At 41.2% G+C, this 20,687-nt stretch carries 24 protein-coding genes and 1 other annotated feature; of the genes, 1 reads left to right on the top strand and 23 read right to left on the bottom strand.

Annotated elements, in window-relative coordinates:
* Positions 1-202 precede the first annotated feature (202 nt).
* On the top strand, positions 203-598 hold the full coding sequence (locus ACIQCO_RS09720) for a hypothetical protein (RefSeq protein ID WP_400427866.1): 396 nt from the start codon (positions 203-205) through the stop codon (positions 596-598).
* A gap of 70 nt (positions 599-668) precedes the next feature.
* Here the strand turns inward: ACIQCO_RS09720 and ACIQCO_RS09715 are convergent, their stop codons facing one another.
* The 23 genes from ACIQCO_RS09715 to ACIQCO_RS09605 form a co-directional block, all read right to left on the bottom strand.
* Positions 669-917, bottom strand: a complete 249-nt coding sequence (locus ACIQCO_RS09715) for a hypothetical protein (protein ID WP_400427863.1) — start codon at positions 915-917, stop codon at positions 669-671.
* Between the two features lie 135 nt (positions 918-1,052).
* The gene (locus ACIQCO_RS09710) at positions 1,053-1,322 is read right to left on the bottom strand and encodes a DUF1292 domain-containing protein (RefSeq protein ID WP_400427861.1); all 270 of its coding nucleotides are present in this window, start codon (positions 1,320-1,322) and stop codon (positions 1,053-1,055) included.
* Between the two features lie 94 nt (positions 1,323-1,416).
* On the bottom strand, positions 1,417-2,280 hold the full coding sequence (locus ACIQCO_RS09705) for a DUF3307 domain-containing protein (RefSeq protein ID WP_400427859.1): 864 nt from the start codon (positions 2,278-2,280) through the stop codon (positions 1,417-1,419).
* Positions 2,281-2,292: 12 nt separating this feature from the next.
* Entirely contained in the window at positions 2,293-3,099 is an 807-nt protein-coding gene (locus tag ACIQCO_RS09700; protein WP_400427856.1) for a hypothetical protein, read from the bottom strand.
* A 105-nt stretch (positions 3,100-3,204) separates the two neighbouring features.
* The gene (locus ACIQCO_RS09695; RefSeq protein ID WP_400427854.1) at positions 3,205-5,481 is read right to left on the bottom strand and encodes an ATP-dependent DNA helicase; all 2,277 of its coding nucleotides are present in this window, start codon (positions 5,479-5,481) and stop codon (positions 3,205-3,207) included.
* Positions 5,482-5,579: 98 nt separating this feature from the next.
* The gene (locus tag ACIQCO_RS09690; RefSeq protein WP_400427851.1) at positions 5,580-6,821 is read right to left on the bottom strand and encodes a glutamate-5-semialdehyde dehydrogenase; all 1,242 of its coding nucleotides are present in this window, start codon (positions 6,819-6,821) and stop codon (positions 5,580-5,582) included.
* Between the two features lie 7 nt (positions 6,822-6,828).
* Entirely contained in the window at positions 6,829-7,941 is a 1,113-nt protein-coding gene (gene proB / locus ACIQCO_RS09685) for a glutamate 5-kinase (protein WP_400427849.1), read from the bottom strand.
* Between the two features lie 55 nt (positions 7,942-7,996).
* Positions 7,997-8,204 (bottom strand) — a binding site (T-box leader).
* 243 nt (positions 8,205-8,447) lie between these two features.
* Entirely contained in the window at positions 8,448-8,933 is a 486-nt protein-coding gene (locus ACIQCO_RS09680) for a CBO0543 family protein (protein WP_400427846.1), read from the bottom strand.
* A 134-nt stretch (positions 8,934-9,067) separates the two neighbouring features.
* A complete protein-coding gene (locus tag ACIQCO_RS09675) occupies positions 9,068-9,634 on the bottom strand; it encodes an NADPH-dependent FMN reductase (RefSeq protein WP_400427845.1) in 567 nt (188 codons plus the stop codon).
* Positions 9,635-9,646: 12 nt separating this feature from the next.
* The gene (locus tag ACIQCO_RS09670; RefSeq protein WP_400427844.1) at positions 9,647-10,705 is read right to left on the bottom strand and encodes an LLM class flavin-dependent oxidoreductase; all 1,059 of its coding nucleotides are present in this window, start codon (positions 10,703-10,705) and stop codon (positions 9,647-9,649) included.
* A 16-nt stretch (positions 10,706-10,721) separates the two neighbouring features.
* Positions 10,722-11,663, bottom strand: coding sequence for a ring-cleaving dioxygenase (locus ACIQCO_RS09665; RefSeq protein WP_400427842.1), 942 nt, complete (start codon positions 11,661-11,663; stop codon positions 10,722-10,724).
* Positions 11,664-11,720: 57 nt separating this feature from the next.
* The gene (locus ACIQCO_RS09660; RefSeq protein WP_400427840.1) at positions 11,721-12,164 is read right to left on the bottom strand and encodes a MarR family winged helix-turn-helix transcriptional regulator; all 444 of its coding nucleotides are present in this window, start codon (positions 12,162-12,164) and stop codon (positions 11,721-11,723) included.
* Between the two features lie 135 nt (positions 12,165-12,299).
* Positions 12,300-12,911 carry an NAD(P)H:quinone oxidoreductase gene (gene wrbA, locus ACIQCO_RS09655; RefSeq protein WP_400427838.1) on the bottom strand — a complete coding sequence of 204 codons (612 nt, stop codon included), beginning with the start codon at positions 12,909-12,911 and terminating at the stop codon, positions 12,300-12,302.
* A gap of 152 nt (positions 12,912-13,063) precedes the next feature.
* On the bottom strand, positions 13,064-15,310 hold the full coding sequence (locus tag ACIQCO_RS09650) for an AAA domain-containing protein (protein ID WP_400427835.1): 2,247 nt from the start codon (positions 15,308-15,310) through the stop codon (positions 13,064-13,066).
* Positions 15,311-15,446: 136 nt separating this feature from the next.
* Positions 15,447-15,647, bottom strand: a complete 201-nt coding sequence (locus ACIQCO_RS09645; protein WP_400427832.1) for a helix-turn-helix domain-containing protein — start codon at positions 15,645-15,647, stop codon at positions 15,447-15,449.
* A gap of 260 nt (positions 15,648-15,907) precedes the next feature.
* Positions 15,908-16,555, bottom strand: coding sequence for a deoxyribose-phosphate aldolase (gene deoC / locus ACIQCO_RS09640; protein WP_066096542.1), 648 nt, complete (start codon positions 16,553-16,555; stop codon positions 15,908-15,910).
* Positions 16,556-16,730: 175 nt separating this feature from the next.
* A complete protein-coding gene (locus tag ACIQCO_RS09635; protein WP_400427831.1) occupies positions 16,731-16,994 on the bottom strand; it encodes a EutN/CcmL family microcompartment protein in 264 nt (87 codons plus the stop codon).
* Positions 16,994-17,269, bottom strand: coding sequence for a BMC domain-containing protein (locus tag ACIQCO_RS09630; protein ID WP_024028003.1), 276 nt, complete (start codon positions 17,267-17,269; stop codon positions 16,994-16,996). The genes ACIQCO_RS09635 and ACIQCO_RS09630 overlap by 1 nt, the downstream gene beginning before the upstream one ends.
* Positions 17,270-17,272: 3 nt before the next feature.
* A complete protein-coding gene (locus ACIQCO_RS09625; protein ID WP_400427828.1) occupies positions 17,273-17,557 on the bottom strand; it encodes a EutN/CcmL family microcompartment protein in 285 nt (94 codons plus the stop codon).
* A gap of 15 nt (positions 17,558-17,572) precedes the next feature.
* The gene (locus tag ACIQCO_RS09620; RefSeq protein ID WP_066087425.1) at positions 17,573-18,028 is read right to left on the bottom strand and encodes an RpiB/LacA/LacB family sugar-phosphate isomerase; all 456 of its coding nucleotides are present in this window, start codon (positions 18,026-18,028) and stop codon (positions 17,573-17,575) included.
* Positions 18,028-18,864, bottom strand: a complete 837-nt coding sequence (gene tpiA / locus ACIQCO_RS09615; RefSeq protein WP_400427827.1) for a triose-phosphate isomerase — start codon at positions 18,862-18,864, stop codon at positions 18,028-18,030. The genes ACIQCO_RS09620 and tpiA overlap by 1 nt, the downstream gene beginning before the upstream one ends.
* An 11-nt stretch (positions 18,865-18,875) precedes the next feature.
* Positions 18,876-19,154 (bottom strand): BMC domain-containing protein, encoded by a 279-nt coding sequence (locus tag ACIQCO_RS09610; protein WP_066096547.1) that lies wholly within the window; start codon positions 19,152-19,154, stop codon positions 18,876-18,878.
* A 103-nt stretch (positions 19,155-19,257) separates the two neighbouring features.
* Positions 19,258-20,685: an aldehyde dehydrogenase family protein gene (locus ACIQCO_RS09605; protein WP_400427825.1), complete on the bottom strand. Its 1,428-nt coding sequence runs from the start codon at positions 20,683-20,685 to the stop codon at positions 19,258-19,260.
* Between the last annotated feature and the right edge of the window lie 2 nt (positions 20,686-20,687).

The raw sequence follows: 20,687 nt of genomic DNA, 5'->3' as shown, positions 1-20,687 counted from the left end.
TTCTCAAATTTTTGGGAGACAGCTTTTTTTTATACTTGTACATTATCGACACGAATTTGTATAAAACCTCCAATAATGAAGAGGAATGACACAGAATTGTAATAAATTATGGCAGTTGTCGTATATTTTTCCAAAGTTTTTGCAGGATTTTGTCGCAATAAAGAGAATCAAGTAAAGGAGTTTAAAAAAAGGAGGAAAACAGATGAAGAAATTTTTAACAGTATTATGTGGAGGCTTAATTGCATTAACTTTGTTCGTAACCACAGGGAATACGGCAAAAGCAGCGGGACCAACCAATCTAGCAGCAGTCACCGATTCAGAAGATTGTGGCTGCCACGACGTTACCCAACTTTTTGGAGCTGAAAGAAATAAAATTGTAGCTAAGATAATTAGCTGTAATGAATTTAAGACGGTCGAAAAAAAACTTAATCAAGATGGATTTAAATGGAATGGCGCAAATTCAATCGAAGTAATGAAGCATAATGAAACCGGAACCATAATGGTTGGTGTTCCTTTTACTAATTCCAAGGGACTTGTCTTAATGGCCGTTTTTTTTGATGGAGTATTTATGGGCATCCAGCCAGGGGATTCTAACTAAAACGAAAATTCCCAACCATTACGCGGTTGGGAATTCTTTTTAGGCAGGATACGGGCGGTTAAAAAGGAAACTATCCAATCTGTTCGTCATTGTTTTCCATTTGCAATAAGGCTCTTTTATTTGGTATTTGAGTCAGGTTTGATTTTTTTAGAAGATAGGATAAATGATCAATGGGCATTGAACCATGGCCTTTACCCTCTCCAAGTGTGAACTGAACCGTAATTCCATTGTAAGCAATCACCGTAAGCGATTCAGCGGAGTTAAAATTTTCCTGAACCCCTTGAGAAATTTGATATTTCGTTCCCTCTTCAATTTGCATTACGTCTCTCCTTTGATGATATTCTCCCTAACAGTATGCCATAAGTTACCTGTTACATACATATTTTTTCCAATTGATGTCATAGTAGATTTCAAAAAAAAGAGAGGCTAAATCCCCCTCTCATGCTACAACAATTTACTCGTCCTCATCCATCATTTCATCAAACGCCGCCGACACTTTGTCAAATTCTTCGTCGCTTTCAATCGCGGTAAAATCCCCATCTTCGTCGATCTTTAGAAAGAAGATATCAATATCATCATCCGTTTCTTGTTGCACGTCTTCCGCAAATCCAACCGCGACGTAGTCAGCTCCTTCAATTGTCATTACTCCTAGTACTTCAACCTCTTGTTCTTGGTCATTTTCATCGCTGATTGTAAAAATTTCGCCTACTTCGATTTTAGTCATAATAGTAGTTCCCTCCTATTTTTTAAATCTTCCTTCAAACAGTATCTCTTAAAAAGAGAAAATAATCCACATTCAACGGAATTTATCTATATTTTCAAGTCAATACTTCCCGTAATACAATTCCAAGTGAGATGCCAATGAACATTGAAGTAAGAGTGCCGAGCAAGAAATACTCTGCCCAATCCCGGTCATCCATTTGTTTAAACCTGGCAATCGATTTTGCCGCAACAATAAACCCGATGGCTGGGTAGGCACTGTAAAATGTTAACACTAAAACTAGCAATCTTTCAATATAACCGATTAATTTCCCGCGAGATAGATCGTGTTTAGAAAAAATGGTGTAATGATATTCCTCTGTTAGCTCCTTTTTTCCAATCCTTGAATGGGCAAACTGATCCTCATGTCTGTTAGCTTTGAATGCATATTTTCCTTCAAAGCTTAACAGCTGGTTCGGCAGCGACCCTAAAAGAATCCTTATTAAATGTCCGCTAACACTTGTGGTTAGAATCACAATGATGAAGATAAACAAAACGGCATTAATAGGGCTTAACTTATGCCCTTCCTGGAAAACTTTACTTATATTTGTTATCTCTAAACCAATAAATAAATGACATGCAAGCAAAATCATCCCAAGATGAAGTAATTGATCCAATAGGAAAAAACTAAGCCGCTTCATATTCTCCTCGTTAGTAATTTTAATGGTATCCAGCAGTTTGATTTTAATGAAGTCGATTAGAAAATGAGAAAAAACAATAAAAACCAAAGGGAAAAGGAAATAATGAAGGGTATTTAATAGGGTAAAGTGAAAAATCAAATCGCCGCCAAGAACTAACGCAGTCATAGAAAAATGATGCGCCAGATGCTTCTTAAGGTTTTTATATTTTTCCCTCACCATATTATCTGTTTGCAAATAAAAATCAGCAATTAGATGGGCGAGAATGAGACTTAAAATAAGCATGGTTTCTCCTCTCTAGTTAATAAGCAGCATGTTTATATTGTCCTTCAAATGACTCCTAATCGAATCATGTAACCTCTCAGCTGTTTCCATTGGGTTACCCGCTATACCTTGAAAGGTGTTTTTCTGTAATGAATTTAGGACGTTAACCAATTCATGAAAGGTACGGAGGACTTCTTCGCTTTTTCCTTTTTTAAAATGGCTCGAAATAGTCGGCGCTGTTTTACCAAGCAGTTCCCCAACTGCTTTTTGCTGCTGTAAGATTAGATATAAAGAACATACGAGCTCCTGGATGTTCGTTTGGTCTTTGATGAGAGTGTGCTGCAATTGCAGGATTGTGTTAAATAACGTTTCGAATTCATAGCGAAACTGGTTGTATAAAACAGGGATATTTCGATCACCTAAATAAAATTGGTCAAGCTCAAATTTAAAGGGAGGCCGATTTTGTTCTTGTTTCAACAAATCATTCGCATATCGGGCCTGCTTAATCAACGGATGGATCCATGTCTCGATATCGACTTCTTCTAAATTTCGATCAATATCCCCAAAAGACAAACCAAAATAAGGTTTATGATTGCGATATTTCCAAAACCTGCTTACATAAAAAGCGATGATATAGGCTGTTGAATAGCCATTGCCAACAAAGATGATTTCATCACCAGCTCGATGCTTTACTTTTACTGGTCCGTTGTTTTTGGTCCAAATGGTGATCCATTTCACCATCCCATCTAGATAGACGGTCAGTTCATCTCCCATATCTTCGGCCGTCGAATTACTGACATCTAATATAAAAATTGAGATTGGATTTTGCTTTGTTTCCACGGTTCGCACACCCTAATTAGATTATTTAGTCTAATTTTATAAAAGTTCGATTAAATAGTCAAACTTCATTCTAATTCGATTATTTAGTGCAAATTCGCCTGATTGCTAAATGATTGTATACTCTCTCCATTCGGGAGGCAAGAGCAATTGATACTGCTTTTGGAGAAAGCGGTCGTCGACAAGGACAATCGTCCCATGATCGGTTTCCGAGCGAATCAATCGTCCCCCTGCTTGCAAGACCTTGTTCATACCGGGGTACACATAAGCATAATCAAAGCCATTCTTATCCTTTTTATAAAAATGATCCTTGATAAGGTTTCGCTCAAAACAAAGCTGTGGCAGCCCAACCCCAACCACAACAACTCCATTTAAACGATCGCCGATTAAGTCCACTCCTTCAGAAAAAATTCCGCCAAGAACAGCAAATCCAAGTAGGGTTTCTTTTTGACCAGGCATAAATGCCGCTAAAAAGGCCTCTCTTTCTGCTTCTGTCATCCCAGTCGATTGAATGATTGTTTTCGTTTCTTCATCTGATTGCTTGAATTGTTCATAAACGGATAGTAAATAGTGATAGGACGGGAAAAATATCAGATAATTACCCGGCCGGTTTTTAATTAACGACTTTATCATCGTTACCATCGAATCCTTCGTCTGTTCCCGATCCCTAAAGCGAGTGGACAATGGTTTAATAAAGATATCGACCTGATCGTTTGAAAATGGGGACGGGATGGAGAGCGCATAATCCTCCTTATTCCCGCCAAGGATATCTTGATAATATGGTAATGGTGAGAGTGTTGCTGAGAAGAACACCTTTGAGCGATACCCTTTCCCCATTTGCTTAAGCAGCTTCGAGGGATCGATGCAAAACAGTTTAATCACCAAATCGTTTTTATTTTTCTCCGCGTAAATAACATAGTGCTCATCAAGCAGCTGAGCGATTTTTAAAAAATTATTCACCGTGAAGTAGGCTTCTAAGAGACTTTGGGAGGTAGTTGTTAGAAGTTGCTGTTCTGCATTCTCTACAAATTGAACAAGCTGTTCTAAAAACGCTTCACCCAGCTGCTCTAAGATAAATTCATTTTTATCGGCATTTACTTTTTTCAAGGAAATGAACGAGGAATTCAACTTGCTAGCAGCCTCATAAATCACTTTGTTGACACCCTTAAAGTCTTTTTTCAACTGGAGGAACGTCTCTTTGTTTAATGAAGCTGAGAACATCTCCCGCCCTCGGTCAACAAGATTATGTGCCTCATCGACCAATAATACGGTCGACTTCTTTTGCTCCTCAAATAATCGCTTTAGCGACACCCTTGGGTCGAAAATATAATTGTAATCGCAAATGATGGCATCAACGGCATAGGCAAGGTCAAGCGAAAATTCAAATGGACAGACGGTATGCTTACGGGCATAGGCTTCGATAACTTCACGGGTCATCCCGTTTTCATTTGATAAAATATCAAGAATTGCTTCATTAATTCGGTCATAATACCCATCCGCAAACTCGCAGTAATCCTTTTGACAGATCGTTTCTTCCTTGAAACAAACCTTGTCCTTTGCTGTAATGGTGACCGTGTTGATACAAAGACCGCCTGTACGCATCCGGGTGAATGCCTCTTCCGCTGTTGTTCTGGTAATTGTTTTTGCAGTCAGGTAGAAAACGCGGTTTAGTGGCCCTTCTCCCATCGCCTTCACTGCAGGAAAGAGGGTGGATATCGTCTTGCCTATTCCTGTTGGTGCTTTTGCGAACAGATTTTTATTATCTACAATGGTTTTATAAACAGCTCCAGCTAGTTTCCGCTGGCCATCGCGATAGGTTTCGAACGGGAAAGCTAATTCTTTACAACTCTCATTTCGTTTGATTCGATGATTGTGCTGCAGCTTTGCATACGGTGCGTAGCCATCAATCACCTCTACTACAAATGTCTCTAGTTCTGAGTAGGAGTAGTTCTTTTGATAGTATCTTTTTGCTTCTGTTTCCGTATTGACATAGGTTAGCTGGACAAGGATTTCCTTTAGTGAGTTGTCTTTGGCATACATATAGGCATACAGTTTCGCCTGCGCCCAGTGAACAGGGTAACCTTCCCCTTCGATTTGTTCGAGTGGCAGCGAGAACGACTTAATCTCATCGACCATTACCCCGCCATCACGAAACAAAAGCCCATCACATCTGCCATCAATAAGGAAGGTAAGGCCATCATGGAAAATTTCAGCTTGAAGATAAACTTCCTTTTGGTCCCCCTCTTGATACGTTTTTTGGATTTTCTGATGAATCCTTGTCCCATCTAGAAGTGTCGATTGGGAGCGGAAACGGGAATCAATACTGCCGCTCCGAAACACATATTCAACAAGGGTTCTAACGGATATATGAATTTTATCTGACATTTGATCACCAACTTACTATACGAGAATGTATGTTTGTATCTTTTAAGTATAACAGAAAGCAAAAAAAATAAGCGCATTTTCAGCGCTAAACATAAATTTTAAGACCGAATTTGCCCAGTTCCCTGGACGATTGCTTTTGTTGTCGTTAAAGCCTTAAGACCCATCGGCCCGCGGGCATGCAGCTTTTGGGTGCTGATTCCGATTTCCGCCCCATAGCCAAATTGTTCGCCATCGGTGAAACGAGTCGAGGCATTATGATAAAGCACCGCCGCATCCACTGCCTTGAAAAATAAACGCACATTTCCTGTATCTTCACTAATAATCGCTTCAGAGTGTTTTGTTCCATATTGATCGATATGTTCAATGGCTTCTTTCACGTCACTCACGAGTTTTACTGCTAAAATCGGTGCAAGAAATTCCGTGTACCAATCTTCTTCTGTTGCTGGAGCGACAAAAGAATAGGCAGAGGCTAATTCTTCACTTCCTCGCAGTTCAACCTCTTGATCATGAAGCGCATGTAATAGGTTTGAGACATATGGCCATTTTTCATGAATAAGCAACGTTTCGGCTGCATTGCAGACAGATGGCCGATGCAACTTCGCATTTATGGCAATATCAATACCCATTTTCTGTTTCGCTGTTTCATCAATAAATACATGACAGTTTCCAACGCCAGTTTCTAACACTGGAACAGTAGCATTTTGGATGACCGATTGAATCAACCCTGCACCGCCACGAGGGATGAGAACATCTAAGTATTCGTTTAATTTAAACATTTCCGCCGCTGTTTCGCGGCTCGTATCCTCTAGCAGCTGCACGGCATCAGCTGGAATCGCCGACCCTGCAAGTGCCCCTCGCATTACATGAACAAGTGCTTTATTGGAATGTATCGCAGAGGAGCTGCCTCTTAAAAGCACAGCATTTCCTGCTTTTAAACAAAGACTTCCAGCATCAACCGTAACATTGGGTCGGGCTTCGTATACCATGCCAATAACCCCAAGCGGGACCCGAATCGTATCAATTTTCAACCCGTTTGGCCGCTCCCATGCATCGATTGTTTCACCTATCGGATCCTCCAATTTAATTAACTGGCGAACGCCATCGACAATCTGGTCCATTCTTTCTTCTGATAAAAGCAAGCGGTCTAACAGTGGAACAGGTAATCCCTTTTCCTTTCCAACTGCAAGATCCTTGGCATTTTCGCTTATAATCCATTCCTTCTCAGTCATTAAATGGTCCGCCATTTTCGCTAAGGCATCGTTTTTTTCCGAAGCTGAAAGCATCGCCAGCTGTTTCGCTGCTTTTTTTAATTTACTAGCTTTTTCGAGTAACTCACCCATCTCTCACTCACTCCTTTGGCATGGTGACCCAATTATCCCGATGAATCACTTCTGCTTTTTTGTTAATCGAATAACCCTTCGATTGTTCACTTGGTAACCCCTTGACCATTAATAAATCCTTAGAAGAATAATAAATCTGCCCTTTTCCAACCGTTTTCCCCTTTTGATTTCTGACAACCACAACATCGAGGGCATTAAACTCTCCGACGACATTTGTAACTCCAACCGGCAATAAACTTTTTCCCTGGAACAGAATGGCTTTTTCTGCACCATCGTCGATTTCAATTACCCCGCCGACCTTTGAATGATAGGCAATCCATTGCTTTCGCATTTGCATTTGTGATTGGAACGGGCCGCCAATATAGGTGCCATCGCCTTTTCCCGCCAAAATATCCGCCAGCTTTTCTTTGCCGGTTCCAGTTCCGACAAAGACGCTGACACCCAAGGATAATGCCTTTTTCGCTGCGAGTAACTTCGACTTCATGCCGCCAGTGCCAACGGAAGAACCGCTATCACCGGCAAAATCGAGCATTTCTTCAGAAACCTCAGGGATAAAATTAAACTTTTTGGCCTCTTTTGAGTGTTTTGGATTACCATCATAAAGACCGTTGATATCTGTTAAAATAATCAACGCATTGGCATGTAAAAATCCGCTGACGAGGGCTGATAACAAATCGTTGTCCCCGAAAGTCAATTCCTCAATCGAGACCGAATCATTTTCATTAATAATCGGCAAGACACCTCTTTGAAGCAGTTCATGGATCGTTGAATAGAGGTTTTGAAATCGAATCTGGCTGTAAAAATCTTCACGAGTTAATAATATCTGCGCTGGTATCATTTGGAACTCTTTAAACAGCTGAATATATTGCTGCATCAATAGTCCCTGCCCGACAGCTGCGGCTGCCTGTTTCCCGGCAGTACTTTTCGGCCGTGCCCAGTATCCAAGTGAGCCAAATCCTGCTGCAACAGCACCGGAGGAAATCAAAATGACCTCATGCCCCTCCGCTTTTAAAAAGGCAAGTGCCTCAACATGATCACGTATTTTAGCATCAGAAATCGTCCCTGAGGCATTTGTTAGCGAGCTGCTGCCAATCTTCACCACCACAAGCTGTTTTTTCATAACTGTTCGAACCTTCCTTTAAAAAAATAAAAAAAAACGATTCTTCTGTCCTTAAAAAAAGGACGGAAAAATCGATTCCGCGGTACCACCTTCATTGATGCCAAGCATCCACTCGAACCCGTAACGTGGGATGACGGCTTATGTTTACATAAGCGGCATTTTAAGGGCAGGTTCAATCATCTTTCCGTGAGAAACCTTTCAGCCTTTGGGTTTCACTCTCTATCACATACCAATGATTTACTAATCCCATACCATTTTCTTTTGATAATTTCCTATGATTATCCATAGAAATAGCGAAAATGTCAATATAATTTTTTGAAAATTAAAAAAGAGCAAACGAGTTTTTCCAAGTTAGCCCTTAACAAAATTATTGAATTGTTGGTTAGACCGATTATCTGCTCATTTTACCTTTTCTACTAGGAAGGTCTCCCACTATCGAAACCAGGTAAAGCAACACTCCAAAGGTAGCTTCTAACTTATACGTTTTATTCAAATATCTAGCTTTATTAATCGGTTATATTTTGATTACTCTTAAATTTATCTAATTTTTTTATTAAACCCACGAACGCTCTAATCGTAAATAAAGTAAAACTTACACTTCCAAAAGTGTGAAGTACTGTCCACTTTTTCCATTTAAATAATCTCGAAGTCTTTTCGAAGTACCATTGACCGATACTCATCGGGACACTAAATATCAAACTTTTCAATAGGATTTTTCCAAAATTATCATTGTAGGATATTTTCACCCAAATGACACTTAAAATTGGAAAAAACACCATGTCATAAAGAATGTTGGTTTTGAAAATATTTGCTAAAGGACGAAATGGATATTCAATCCTTTTGGTTCCGACAACATAAGCATCAATAAGAGTGGAAAGAACTCCTTTGGAGAAAAAAATAACGAGATTTTCTCTCATTTTTGAGCCTTTAAATAAAAATGGCAGAGAAACAATACATAAAGCAGTAAGTACATTTAATAGTTTTTTCTCCATAAATTACATCCTTTCAAAGGATTTAAATTTGACACTATTACCTTTACCAATACACATAGATATTATCCTTTTAAAAAATCGGCATATTTATACAAAAAATGCCAATCGAAAAATATTCGATCAGCACATAATAATTAAAAATCATATTCAGCGTCTTTCGCTTGTCGTATTCCTGCATATGCTTCGACAAGCATTACAGTATCCTCCACTAACCGCTCGATTCGAAAAAGAACATCATCGTTAACAATTTCTTTTCGGAGGAAATCCTTTTCTTCAATAAATACATACGTTGGAACAATATGTGCTTTCATATAAGCCAAAATCGGTTTTAATTGTTGCTCGACCATTAAATAATGCTTAGGAGTGCCAGCTGTTACAAGCATACTGACCACTTTATCGCGAAAAGCGTTTACTGGCAGTAAATCAAAAATATTTTTTAATGTACCTGGGATTGATGCTTGGAATACAGGAGTGCCAATGATGATCGCATCTGCTCCCATGATGGTTTCGGTCACATACTTTGTGTCGCCCTCATATTCCCAATAATTACGTCCGTCACTAAACTGAACATCAAATTCTGCTAAATCAATCATGGTAATTTCTGCATCTGGATATTTTTCATTTGCTTTTTTTAATGTGTAGTTCATCGCTGTTCTTGTTTTAGAACCAACCTTTGAACCTGATAAGCCGACGATTTTCAATTTACGTCCCTCCTAATTTTTCGCGGTATATTTTCTTACCGCCGGTAAAATTTCTGTTGCAATCAGCTCAATATTCTTCGCAATTTTATCGAATGGGACGCCGCCAAAGTCGATTTCGGCCATGAATCTCTGTTGACCGTATAGTTCATATTGATAGAGCATTTTTTCAATGATTTGCTGCGGACTGCCAATCATTAATGCATCACGATGGTCAATGGCTTGAGCAAATTGTTGTTTTGGATAGCCGCCTCCTCGTAATGCCTGCATCCCTGTATTTAGATGTGGATAATATTCACGGAGAGCATCCTGCGAATTTTCTGCTGTATAAAATAAGCTTGTTGTCGCAATGGGCAGTGCTGCCGGGTCAAAGCCACTTCGCTCTAATGCCTCACGATAAGCATCTACAGCTACTTTAAAATTAATCGCCGGGCCGCCAAGTGTTGTTAGCATCATCGGTACACCTGCATATCCTGCTTTAATAGCACTCGCTGGCGGACCGCCTACAGCACGCCAAATCGGCATATGGCCATTTTGAGGCTGCGGCAGGATCGAAGCATTTTTAAGCGGTGCTCGGAATTGACCTTCCCATGTTACAGCTTCTTCGGTATTTAATTTTAGTAGAAGGTCCATTTTTTCTTCAAAAAGCTCTTCATAATCATGTACATCATAGCCCAGCAAGCTATAAGCCCCAACGCGAGAGCCGCGTCCCGCGACAATTTCGGCACGTCCGCGTGAGATTAAATCAAGTGTCGCAAAATCTTCATACACTCGAACGGGGTCCGAGGTGCTTAACACCGTTGCCGAGCTGGCAATTTTAATCTTTTTTGTCGCTTGGGCAATCGCCCCTAAAATGACCGTATGTGCTTGGGTTGTAAAGTACGTTTGATGACTTTCTCCGACGGCAAATACATCTAGTCCCGCCTCATCTGCCAGTTTACTTGCCTCAATTAATTCGTGAATCCGTTGTTCGGCGCTGATCCGACTGCCTGTTAAAGGGTTGGGTGTATGATCGCCTATCGAATATAATCCGAATTCAAGTCCTTTTTTTGGATTAATACGATATTTTTCCATGTTTGCTCTCTCCCTTTTAATCAATTGGTTTTAACTTTGCTTCGATTTCTGCCCGTTTTTCTTCTAAAAAAGGTGGCAAATTTAATTCTTTTCCTAACGCTTCAATTGTTGAATCTGCTGTAAATCCGGGTCCGTCTGTTGCCATTTCAAATAAAATTCCATTCGAATCACGGAAATATAAGCTTTGGAAGTAGTACCGATCAACAATGCCTGAAGAATGGAAGCCGCGCTCTTTCACCTTTTCCTCCCAATAGCGTAGTTCTTCCTCGTTTTTTACACGAATCGCCAGATGATGAATACTGCCTCGACCTGGCTTTTCACTCGGCCCTATCTCCTGCTTAAGGACAATTTCACCAAATGCTTGCCCTGAAACAGACTGATAAATTGCCTCATTTTCTGAACGGGCAACTTCTACATAGCCCAACATCTCCGTTAACGTTTTAGCTGTTCGATCCAAATAGCGGACTGTTATTTCCACTGTACCCATCCCTAAAATGCGGTGCTTTTGTTCGACAATGGAATCTTCCCAAGCAGACCAATATTTTGGTACCTCTTCGCCATTATTATTTAACAGAATCATTCGTAAACCCTCTGTATCTTCAAAATGTAAAGCACCTCGCCCTGCATAGGTAGTAATTTCTCCATGCTTAACATCTAATAGCTCAAAGCGCCTTTTCCAATATTCTAGACTTGCAAATGATGGGACAAGTAAGCCAATTTGTGTAATGGCATTGGTTCCGCGAACCGTTCCTCCAGCCATCGGCATTTCAAAAAAGGATAGCTCTGTGCCTGCACTTCCTGTTAAATCTCCGTAAAATAGATGATACATCGAAGGATTATCTTGGTTGACGGTCTTTTTAACACGTCGTAAACCTAACACTTTTTGATAAAATTGATTATTCATTTTTGCGTTTTTTGTAATCATTGAAATATGATGATGTCCAGGAATTTTATACATAGTGGTTCCTCCTTGTTTTTAACTTGACTTGACTAGTCAAGTGATATTGTAAAAAAATTACTCAGACGGAAACTCTTTTTTCTGGCTATATTTATGAACACGTGTCATCAACCTGTACAACGTTTTCGTTTCTTCCTCGTTTAAAACATCTTCAAAAAATGACGTTTGAAACGCCAGTTGAGCTGGGAAGGCCTTTTCTAAGATTGCTTCACCCTTGACAGTTAGGCTAATCGTTTTCGTTTTCCAATCTTGCTTGCGTACAATATAGCCTTCCTTCTCAAGACGAGCAACCATACGGGAAATGCCACCTTGCGTGACTGTTACTTTTTCAGCTAACTCCATTTGCGTGAGCGGCTGATATACTTGAATTTGCATAAGCACATCAAATTGTGCAGTAGTTAAATTAAATTGCTTTAAAAAATCGTTGGACAGCTGGTTACTAAGGTTAGTAAAACGCACTAGACGTAACCAAATTAGCGACCCAATCGTATTATTACGCATTTCGTTTCCCCCCTCAACGCTAACCTCATCATCAATTTACCACTCAAGTGATATCAAGTCAAGGAAAAATATCTCGAATTCGAGATTTAATTTTAAAAATGCTAATCGAAATATCATCGATTAGCACTTAATTTATTATTGGTTTGCCTTTTTTATCCATTCTGCGACGGTAACCGTACGCTTTGCCTGATGTTTCACTGCTGCTTGTACATCTTCAATCATTTTCCCATCCTGACCAACGGTAACACTGGTTCCATAGGGGTTACCTCCAGCACCATAAATAACTGGATCTGTATAACCAGGAGTAGCGACAATTGCCCCCCAATGATACATCGTTGTATATAGGGATAAAATCGTTGCCTCTTGACCTCCATGAGGATTTTGAGCCGAAGTCATTGCGCTTACCACTTTGTTCGTCAGCTTGCCGTTAAACCAAAGACCGCCCGTAGTATCAAGGAATTGTTTCATTTGAGCAGGCATATTCCCAAATCGAGTCGGAACACTAAAAATAATCGCGTCCGCCCACTCTAAATCATCTAATTTTACCTCTGGCACATGCGCAGTCGCTTCCACATGTGCTTTCCAGCCTGGATTTCCTTCAATCACGGATTGTGGTGCAAGTTCAGGCACTTTTAATACCTTTACCTCTGCACCTGCTTCTTTTGCCCCTTCTTCAGCCCACATTGATAACTGATGGTTCGTTCCACCCATGCTGTAATATATGACAGCTAATTTAACGTTTGTCATCATCCTTGTCTCCTTTTCATTGAAAATTGCCATGTCCCATTTGTTTCACGACTAACAAATTTATCGTTCCCTATTCATATGTTTTTATTCCCTAAAAAAAAGGTGGGAAACCTTAAAGGATTCCCGCCAAAGGAGTTGAAACTCTGCAATTCCTACTCTTTCATTAAAAATTGACCTAAAAAATGTTCTGAAACCTTTTCCGAATCAAGTCTTGCTGCAATAAAGGGCGGTTGAATACCTCTTGCTCCCTCTATCGGCATTCCCAGCCAGAGCAGCCGCCGGTCGATGATTATAAATGGAAACGACAAGTTTTCCTCCAGCCTGTAATCTGGATAGAGCTCGATCCATGCTTCTGGAGAAATCACGGTTAATTTTACGCGTTTGTCCCGATTGTTTAGCTTCTCCTTCCATTGCAGCGAAAGTGCCGTTTGCGATGGTATAGAGATGACAATAGATGATCTCGCCCCTGCTATATCCCGAAACACTTTTTCGAACTTCATCGCATGCATCCATTGCAATCTTGGATGCTGATTCTTAATCCAGGTCCCGATTTCTCTCGTTCGAACTGTTTGCCTCTGCTTCTCCTGGTGCTCTACAAGTTGCCGAAGTGTTTTACTATGATAAACATGCTTTCGAATAAATGATTGATTGCTGACCTGAATAAACTTTCCTTTCGTTCTCGTTATCGCGACATTAATCAATCGTTCGCTATCTTTTCCAATTAAAAGCATACCGGCACGCGCTTGCGGCTCTCCATCGACGGTATCAAAAACCATGACATCCCGCTCACTGCCTTGAAATTTATGGACTGTCGCCGCAATAATATCGGCTGTTAACCGTTCTTCTTCATATAAATCCTCGAGTAACAGCTCCACTAAATTGGCTTGGGCACGATATGGAGTAACATATCCAATCGATCGTAAACCATTCAAGTAGGATTCGTGAATAAGTTGAAACGATAATAACGCCTGCCAAAGATTCATTCTCGAATTTGACGTCCGCTCAGTCATACAATGCGCTCCCGTGAAGCTTGTATCAACAAGAATCGATGCACGGCCGGAAAACGGTGCTTTTTCAACAATCTCATTTCTGCTCTTTAGAACACTCTTATGATCACCCACAAGCTTATTGTAGACGTACTGATTAGTGAAGGCAGAGATATCCGGATGCATTCTCCGTTGTTCTTTTAATAAAAATAAATGCGGATGCAGCTTTCCGTCATTCACCCAATCAACTACACCTGCCCGGTGAAAGATATCCTCCTTCAGCCACATCGTGACCAAAGAATCCCTTGCGGAGGCAATTGGCGGTAATTGTTTAAAGTTACCGCAAATAATAACGCGTTTCCCAAGTGATGCGGCGAAAGCTGCCTGAGGGACATAAGCCATGCTTGCTTCATCAAGGATCACAACATCAAATTCCTTTTCATAGATTGCCGGGTCGCTCGCTGCTTTTGCCAGTGTTGATCCGACAACAAACGCATCCTTCACAAACTGAATTTCCTTTTGCCGAATTTTTTCGAGGACTCTGGCAATTTTGGTCTCAAGCTCCAGCAAATGATTCGTGTCTCGTTTACTAAACGAACGGGCTAAATCCTGCTTTAGCTTCCGTCTTTCATCTAGTAAAATTTCCTTGTCCTTAGCGAGATGGGGATCTTGGTTCTCTAATAACTGACTTGTGGTAATCGCTTTATGATTTTCGAGCTGCTCTCCTGTATTAGTGCCATAGCGAAGAACATCCCCTTCACGGAAGCGGTTTTTCTTATTAATAAAGGCAGAAATCTCAGCGATGAGGACATCAACCGCTTGGTTGCTGTGCGATAAAACCAAGACCCGCTTTTCCTGAAAATATTTATTTGCCGCAGCCCGCGCCAATGTGTAGGTTTTTCCTGTTCCGGGCGGCCCCCAAACAAAGGAAACAGGATTGTATTTTGAACGTAAAACTAATTCATGAACATTGCTTTTTATTTTTTCAACCGGATGCTTTGCCGGCATCGAAGGATCCATCAATTTTTTTACCCGTAACCTTTTTTGTTTATTTTTTTTGATTTCATCTAGCCGTTGGATAAGTTGTTCAAGCAGTTCCCATGGATCGTGAAACAGAAATGCCTCGGGGATTAGGTCTCCGAATGATTTCTCGAGGGCCAGCATCACACCTTTGCCTTCTGAAGAAAGCACACGTCCACTTTGTTTCATGCTGCCCCATTCAAGACGAACTGAAGATCCAACGGGGATTCGTAATGCATAAACGGTATCAAAATAATAGGTAAATGAACCTTCACTCGATAGTAACCTTCCATTTGAGACAATGAATTTGTTACTGCCATATTTTTTTAAATGGATAATCTCATTTTGCAGTGCTTGCTGCCATTCTTTTATGTATGTAATTGTACTTGTCATGGATCTCTTCCTTTAATTATGAACCGGTCATCCATATTTGGAATGACCATTTTACTGATTGTCCTATCATATCATTTTTAAGTAGAAAATAAAAAAGCACTCGTTCCAATAAAGAACGAATGCTTTTGCCGATAAATTAAATGGATACATCTCCAATTGAGAAAATGCAGTTCAACGCTTCCGAAATCTTCGCTAACGTTGAAACCTGTACATCCAGCTCGCCATCCTCAATTGCTGCGATTGTTTCTGTGTGCAGTCCTGATAAAGACGCTAATTTTTCTATTTCCATTTCACGGTTTAATCTAATTTTCTTTAGTTGATGTCCAATATTGTTCATTCGAAACACCCCTCATATATGTAAGCGATTACATTTAGTCTATTTAATTATAGTAAAATATCTAAAAATTTTCAATACTTTTTAGATTAAGAGGAAAGAGTTTTTCATCTGGCAGCAACAACGAGATGAAAAACTCTAAAGAAAACTCGCCGATTGGCAAGCCGTTAGGCGGTTCATGAAGCATAGTTGCACTTATGCCTGATAGGAAAGTTATACTTTCCTATCGGCCAAAATCCAACTTGAACATTTCAACATAAAAATTAATAGCCTGTACCTTGTCCGCCAGTAATAATCGCAATACTGGAGCTTGCACCAATTCTTGTGGCACCAGCTTGAATCAGCTTCCTAGCTGTATCTAAATCTCTTACACATGCAGAAGCCTTCACGCCTAAATCTGGACCAACTGCTTCACGCATAAGTTTGATATCTTCAGCCGTTGCACAGCCAGGACCAAATCCAGTCGATGTTTTCACAAAATCCGCGCCTGCCATCTTAGCAAGAATACAAGCTTTTTTCTTTTCTTCAATTTCTAAAAGACCAGTTTCGATAATCACTTTTACTGGAGCGTGTCCTTTTGCCGCTAACACAACACCTTCAATGTCCTTTTTCACTGTTTCGAAGTCGCCTGATTTAAGCGCACCGATGTTAATCACCATATCGATTTCCGTCGCGCCATTTGCAATCGCATCACGAGTTTCAGCGGTTTTTACAAACGTGCTTGTTGCCCCTAATGGGAAGCCGACAACCGTGGTAACGCCGACACCAGAACCTTTAAGTTCCTTCGCAGCTGTAGACACCCAATATGGATTAACACAGACAGTGGCAAATTTATGCTCCTTCGCTTCCTCGCAAAGCTTCACAATTTGCTCTTTCGATGCTTCCGGCTTTAATAACGTATGGTCAATCATCCGCGCAACAGATGGACCAGTAATAATGTTTGACGCAGAACCTTCTTTATAGGTCACGTTGCCGGAAACAGCTGGCTTCGCTTCCTTCAGCGCTTGTTTATTTGTTAATTGTTCCATAATTTGATTTGTAATTTGTTCTACTAATGCCTCAATTTGCACCATTGTTCACCTCACATTAATGTAGTCGATCAACGATTCCGGCAATGACCGCATCAAAAGAGCCTTTCGGGTCTTCTAGGATGTCCCGTGCCGATCCACCTTCTTCAAGGATAAGCACATAGTCGCCAACGCCTGCTTGAAAGCGGTCAAAGGCGATCATTGCCTCACCGCATTCATTGCCTTTTGCATCAACAGGGATGACAACCATCAGCTTTTTATTCTGATGACTCGGTGTTTTAATCGTTGATACGACATTCCCAACCACTTTTGCTAGTTTCATTATTTTGCTGCAGGAAGAATTTTCTCGATATCTGAGTGTGGTCTTGGGATAACATGAACGGATAAAAACTCGCCAACACGCTGTGCTGCGTCAGCACCAGCCTCAGTAGCTGCTTTAACGGCACCAACATCACCGCGTACCATTACAGTAACTAAGCCGCCGCCAACATTCACTTTTCCAAGTAGTGTCACGTTTGCTGCTTTCGTCATGGCATCTGCTGCTTCAATTGCTCCTACTAAACCTTTTGTTTCAATCATTCCTAATGCGTTGCTCATTTATTATTCCTCCATTCGTTTCGTTACGTTATAGTAGTCGATTATTCCTAAAATTCCCGCATCCGATGGGACCAAATCTTTGTTCAGCGGTAAGGAGGACTCTCTGCTTTTCGCTAGATAAACGAGATCCCCTTGACCTGACTGTCCAATCGTATCGATAGCCACAAGTGGTTTACCCTTATCCTTCAACTGGTCATCAACTGGTTGGACAATCAGCAGCTTTAGCCCTTTTAAATTGTCATTTTTATGGGTACAGACCATGTTACCAATCACTTTGGCTACGAACATTTTTATTACCTGCCTTCATCGGTGTAAAAACCGGCTTTCAATTTCCATAATTTTTGTCACACGGCGATCATGACGGCCGCCGGCAAATTCGGTTTCCAGCCATGTCTTCACTAATTGCTTGGCTAATCCCTCGCCAATAAATTGCCCGCCGATCGATAGCACATTAGCGTTATTATGCTCTTTGCTGTTAATAACAGAGGATAAATCCCAGCAGACTGCGCCGCGGACACCAGGTATCTTATTTAACACCATACCGCTGCCAATGCCGACACCATCAATCATAATGCCAACATAATCATCATTTGTCGCAACTGTTTCACCAACAAGGAAGGCAATATCTGGATAGTCCACCGATTCGCCCGCCTTGCAGCCAAAATCCAAATATTCATAGCCTAATTCTGTTAAATAGACTTTTAAGGTTTCTTTCAGTTCGTATCCACCATGGTCGCAACCTATCGCAACTTTTTTCATCAATTTTGATCTCCTTTGGCAAATACCTTGATCATTCCATCAAAAGACTTAGCCTTCAAGCTGGCGCCGCCGACGAGCACTCCGTCGATATCCGGCATCTTGCTATATTCGGCTGCATTGCTTTCATTTGCCGAACCGCCATATAGGATCGAGATACTCTCTGCTTTTTCACCAAAAATTTGTTTCAAAACAGAACGGATATAGGTGTGTGTTTGCTGCGCTAATTCAGCAGTAGCTGACTGGCCAGTTCCAATCGCCCAAACAGGCTCATAGGCAATGATAAATTGACTGGAATCAATCTTATTCAAGGCACCGAAAAGCTGACTAGCTAAAACCTCTTCGGTCTGTAATGAGTTTTTTTGTTCTAACGTCTCTCCGATGCAAATAATCGGAGTAAGACCTGCGGAAAGCGCCTGTTTTACTTTCATATTGACCAATGAATCATCTTCACCGGCATATTGTCTTCTTTCGGAATGGCCGATAATGACGTATTCACAGCCGACATCCTTCAACATCGATATGGATGTTTCTCCGGTGTATGCACCTTTGTCTGCCCAATGGACATTTTGCGCGCCTAAGTGAACCGGCTTTCCTGACTGTTTAATAAACAGGTGGGCCGGATAAAGCAGCTGGGCTGGCGGGCAAACGACCACCGTCACATCCTTGCTGCTGTTGAGTTCTTGAAAAAATTCAGCTGTTTCTGCCAGCGTTTTGTTCATTTTCCAATTCGCAATCACATATGTCTGCCGATCACCTTGAATTTGCAGACCGCCTAGTGTTTGGCCAATTACATCTCTGACAAGATTTCTAATATAGCTTTCAATGGATTGTTCCATTAGAATTCACCTTATTCTGCTTTCGGTAAAATACCTTCTACATCGCCGTTTGGACGTGGAATCACGTGTACTGAAAGAAGTGTGCCAACGCGCTGGGCGGCTTCTGCTCCTGCTTCGGTCGCTGCTTTAACGGCACCAACATCACCACGTACCATAACGGTAACAAGACCGGCACCCACGAATTCCCTGCCTACTAATGTAACATTTGCCGCTTTCACCATTGCATCTGCTGCCTCAATTGCTGCTACCAAACCTTTTGTTTCGATCATTCCTAATGCTTCTTGACTCATTTTATTTCCTCCTTTAGTAACTTCTAATATTGGTGTTGTCGCTTTTTCTTCTTGTGAAGTGACGGTTTTTTCTTCTTTAGACTTTGCCAATAAATACACCCCACTAAATAATTCTTAATCCATCTACTAAGACGCAGCGGCGCTGACGTGTAAATGTTTTTGCACTTGTTAAGCCTTCACCAGTCGGACCGGCAATTGTAAGTGTTGTGAACCCTTCACTCTCAAAGCCAAGACCAGCTACAGATGGGCCATTTTTCACAAAAATAGTCGCTTGGATTTCTTGTGCCATCTTTGTGAGGTTGGTGATGTTTTGTGAGTGCATGATCGCCGTATGACGATTTCCTTTTTCAGCAATGACGGCCAATTCAATCGCTTTATCCACGTCAGGAACTCTGACGATTGGTAAGATAGGCATTAACATTTCAGTCATCACCAATGGGTGGTCCTTTGTTGTTTCAGCGATGATTAACTTCACATTCGGACTTGCTTGAATGCCGGCTGCCTGCAAAATCACCGCGGCATCCTTGCCAATATAGTCTCTGTTCGGATAATACTTATCGTTTTTCTTCACTAATACTTTTTCCAATAATTTTTCAAATTGGAAGCCTTTCAGTTCAATTGCTCCGTTTTTAACCATTTCCGCCTTTAAAGCGTTGGCAGCCTTGTCAACAACGAAGACTTCTTTCTCAGCGGTACATAATACGTTATTATCAAAGCTTGCACCTTGGACAATATCAGCCGCCGCTTGGGAAATGATTGCCGTTTCATCGACGACTACTGGTGGATTTCCAGGGCCGGCAGCAATTACTTTTTTACCAACTGCCATCGCTGCCTTGACAACAGGTCCGCCTCCTGTGACAACTAAGGCATTTACTTTAGGATGGTTCATCACTTGTGCCGATGTTTCAAGATTCGGTGCAGCTACAGAGGTAAGGGCGTTTTCAGGCCCGCCTGCAGCGACAATCGCTTGATTTAGCAGCTTTAATGTTTTTAGCGACACCCGTTTTGCGCTTGGGTGCGGGTTGTAGACCACTGTATTCCCGGCGGCAATCAGCGAAATCGAGTTATTAATAACGGTCGCTGCCGGGTTTGTTGATGGTGTGATCGAACCAAATACACCGATTGGGGCATATTCTACAAGTGTTAATCCATCATCACCGGAATAGGATGTACTGACTAAATCTTCAACTCCTGGTGTTTTGTTGGCAGCTAAAAGGATTTTAGCAACCTTGTCCTCCACACGTCCTAAGCCGGTTTCGTCAACAGCGAGCTGTGCCAGCTCATTCGCATGAGCGCGGCTGACATCTCTCATGTTGTCAATCATTTGTCTTCTCGCTGCCAATGGAAGCTTGCGAAGCTTTTCCCAAGCAAGTCGTGCTGCGGCTGCCGCTTCGTCGACCGTTGCGAACACGCCATCGCCATAGCTGACATCATTTTGTGGTGCAATAGGAGCATCGGCTGATTCCGTCTGGCCTAGTTGCTTTAGCACCTGTTCAACCATTTTTTTGATATCGGTTTCATTTATTTGCAATG

The organism is Neobacillus sp. NPDC093127 (assembly GCF_044754175.1).
In the GTDB taxonomy this organism is placed as follows: domain Bacteria; phylum Bacillota; class Bacilli; order Bacillales; family Cytobacillaceae; genus Neobacillus.
This window is presented reverse-complemented; position numbering and strand designations above follow the sequence as displayed.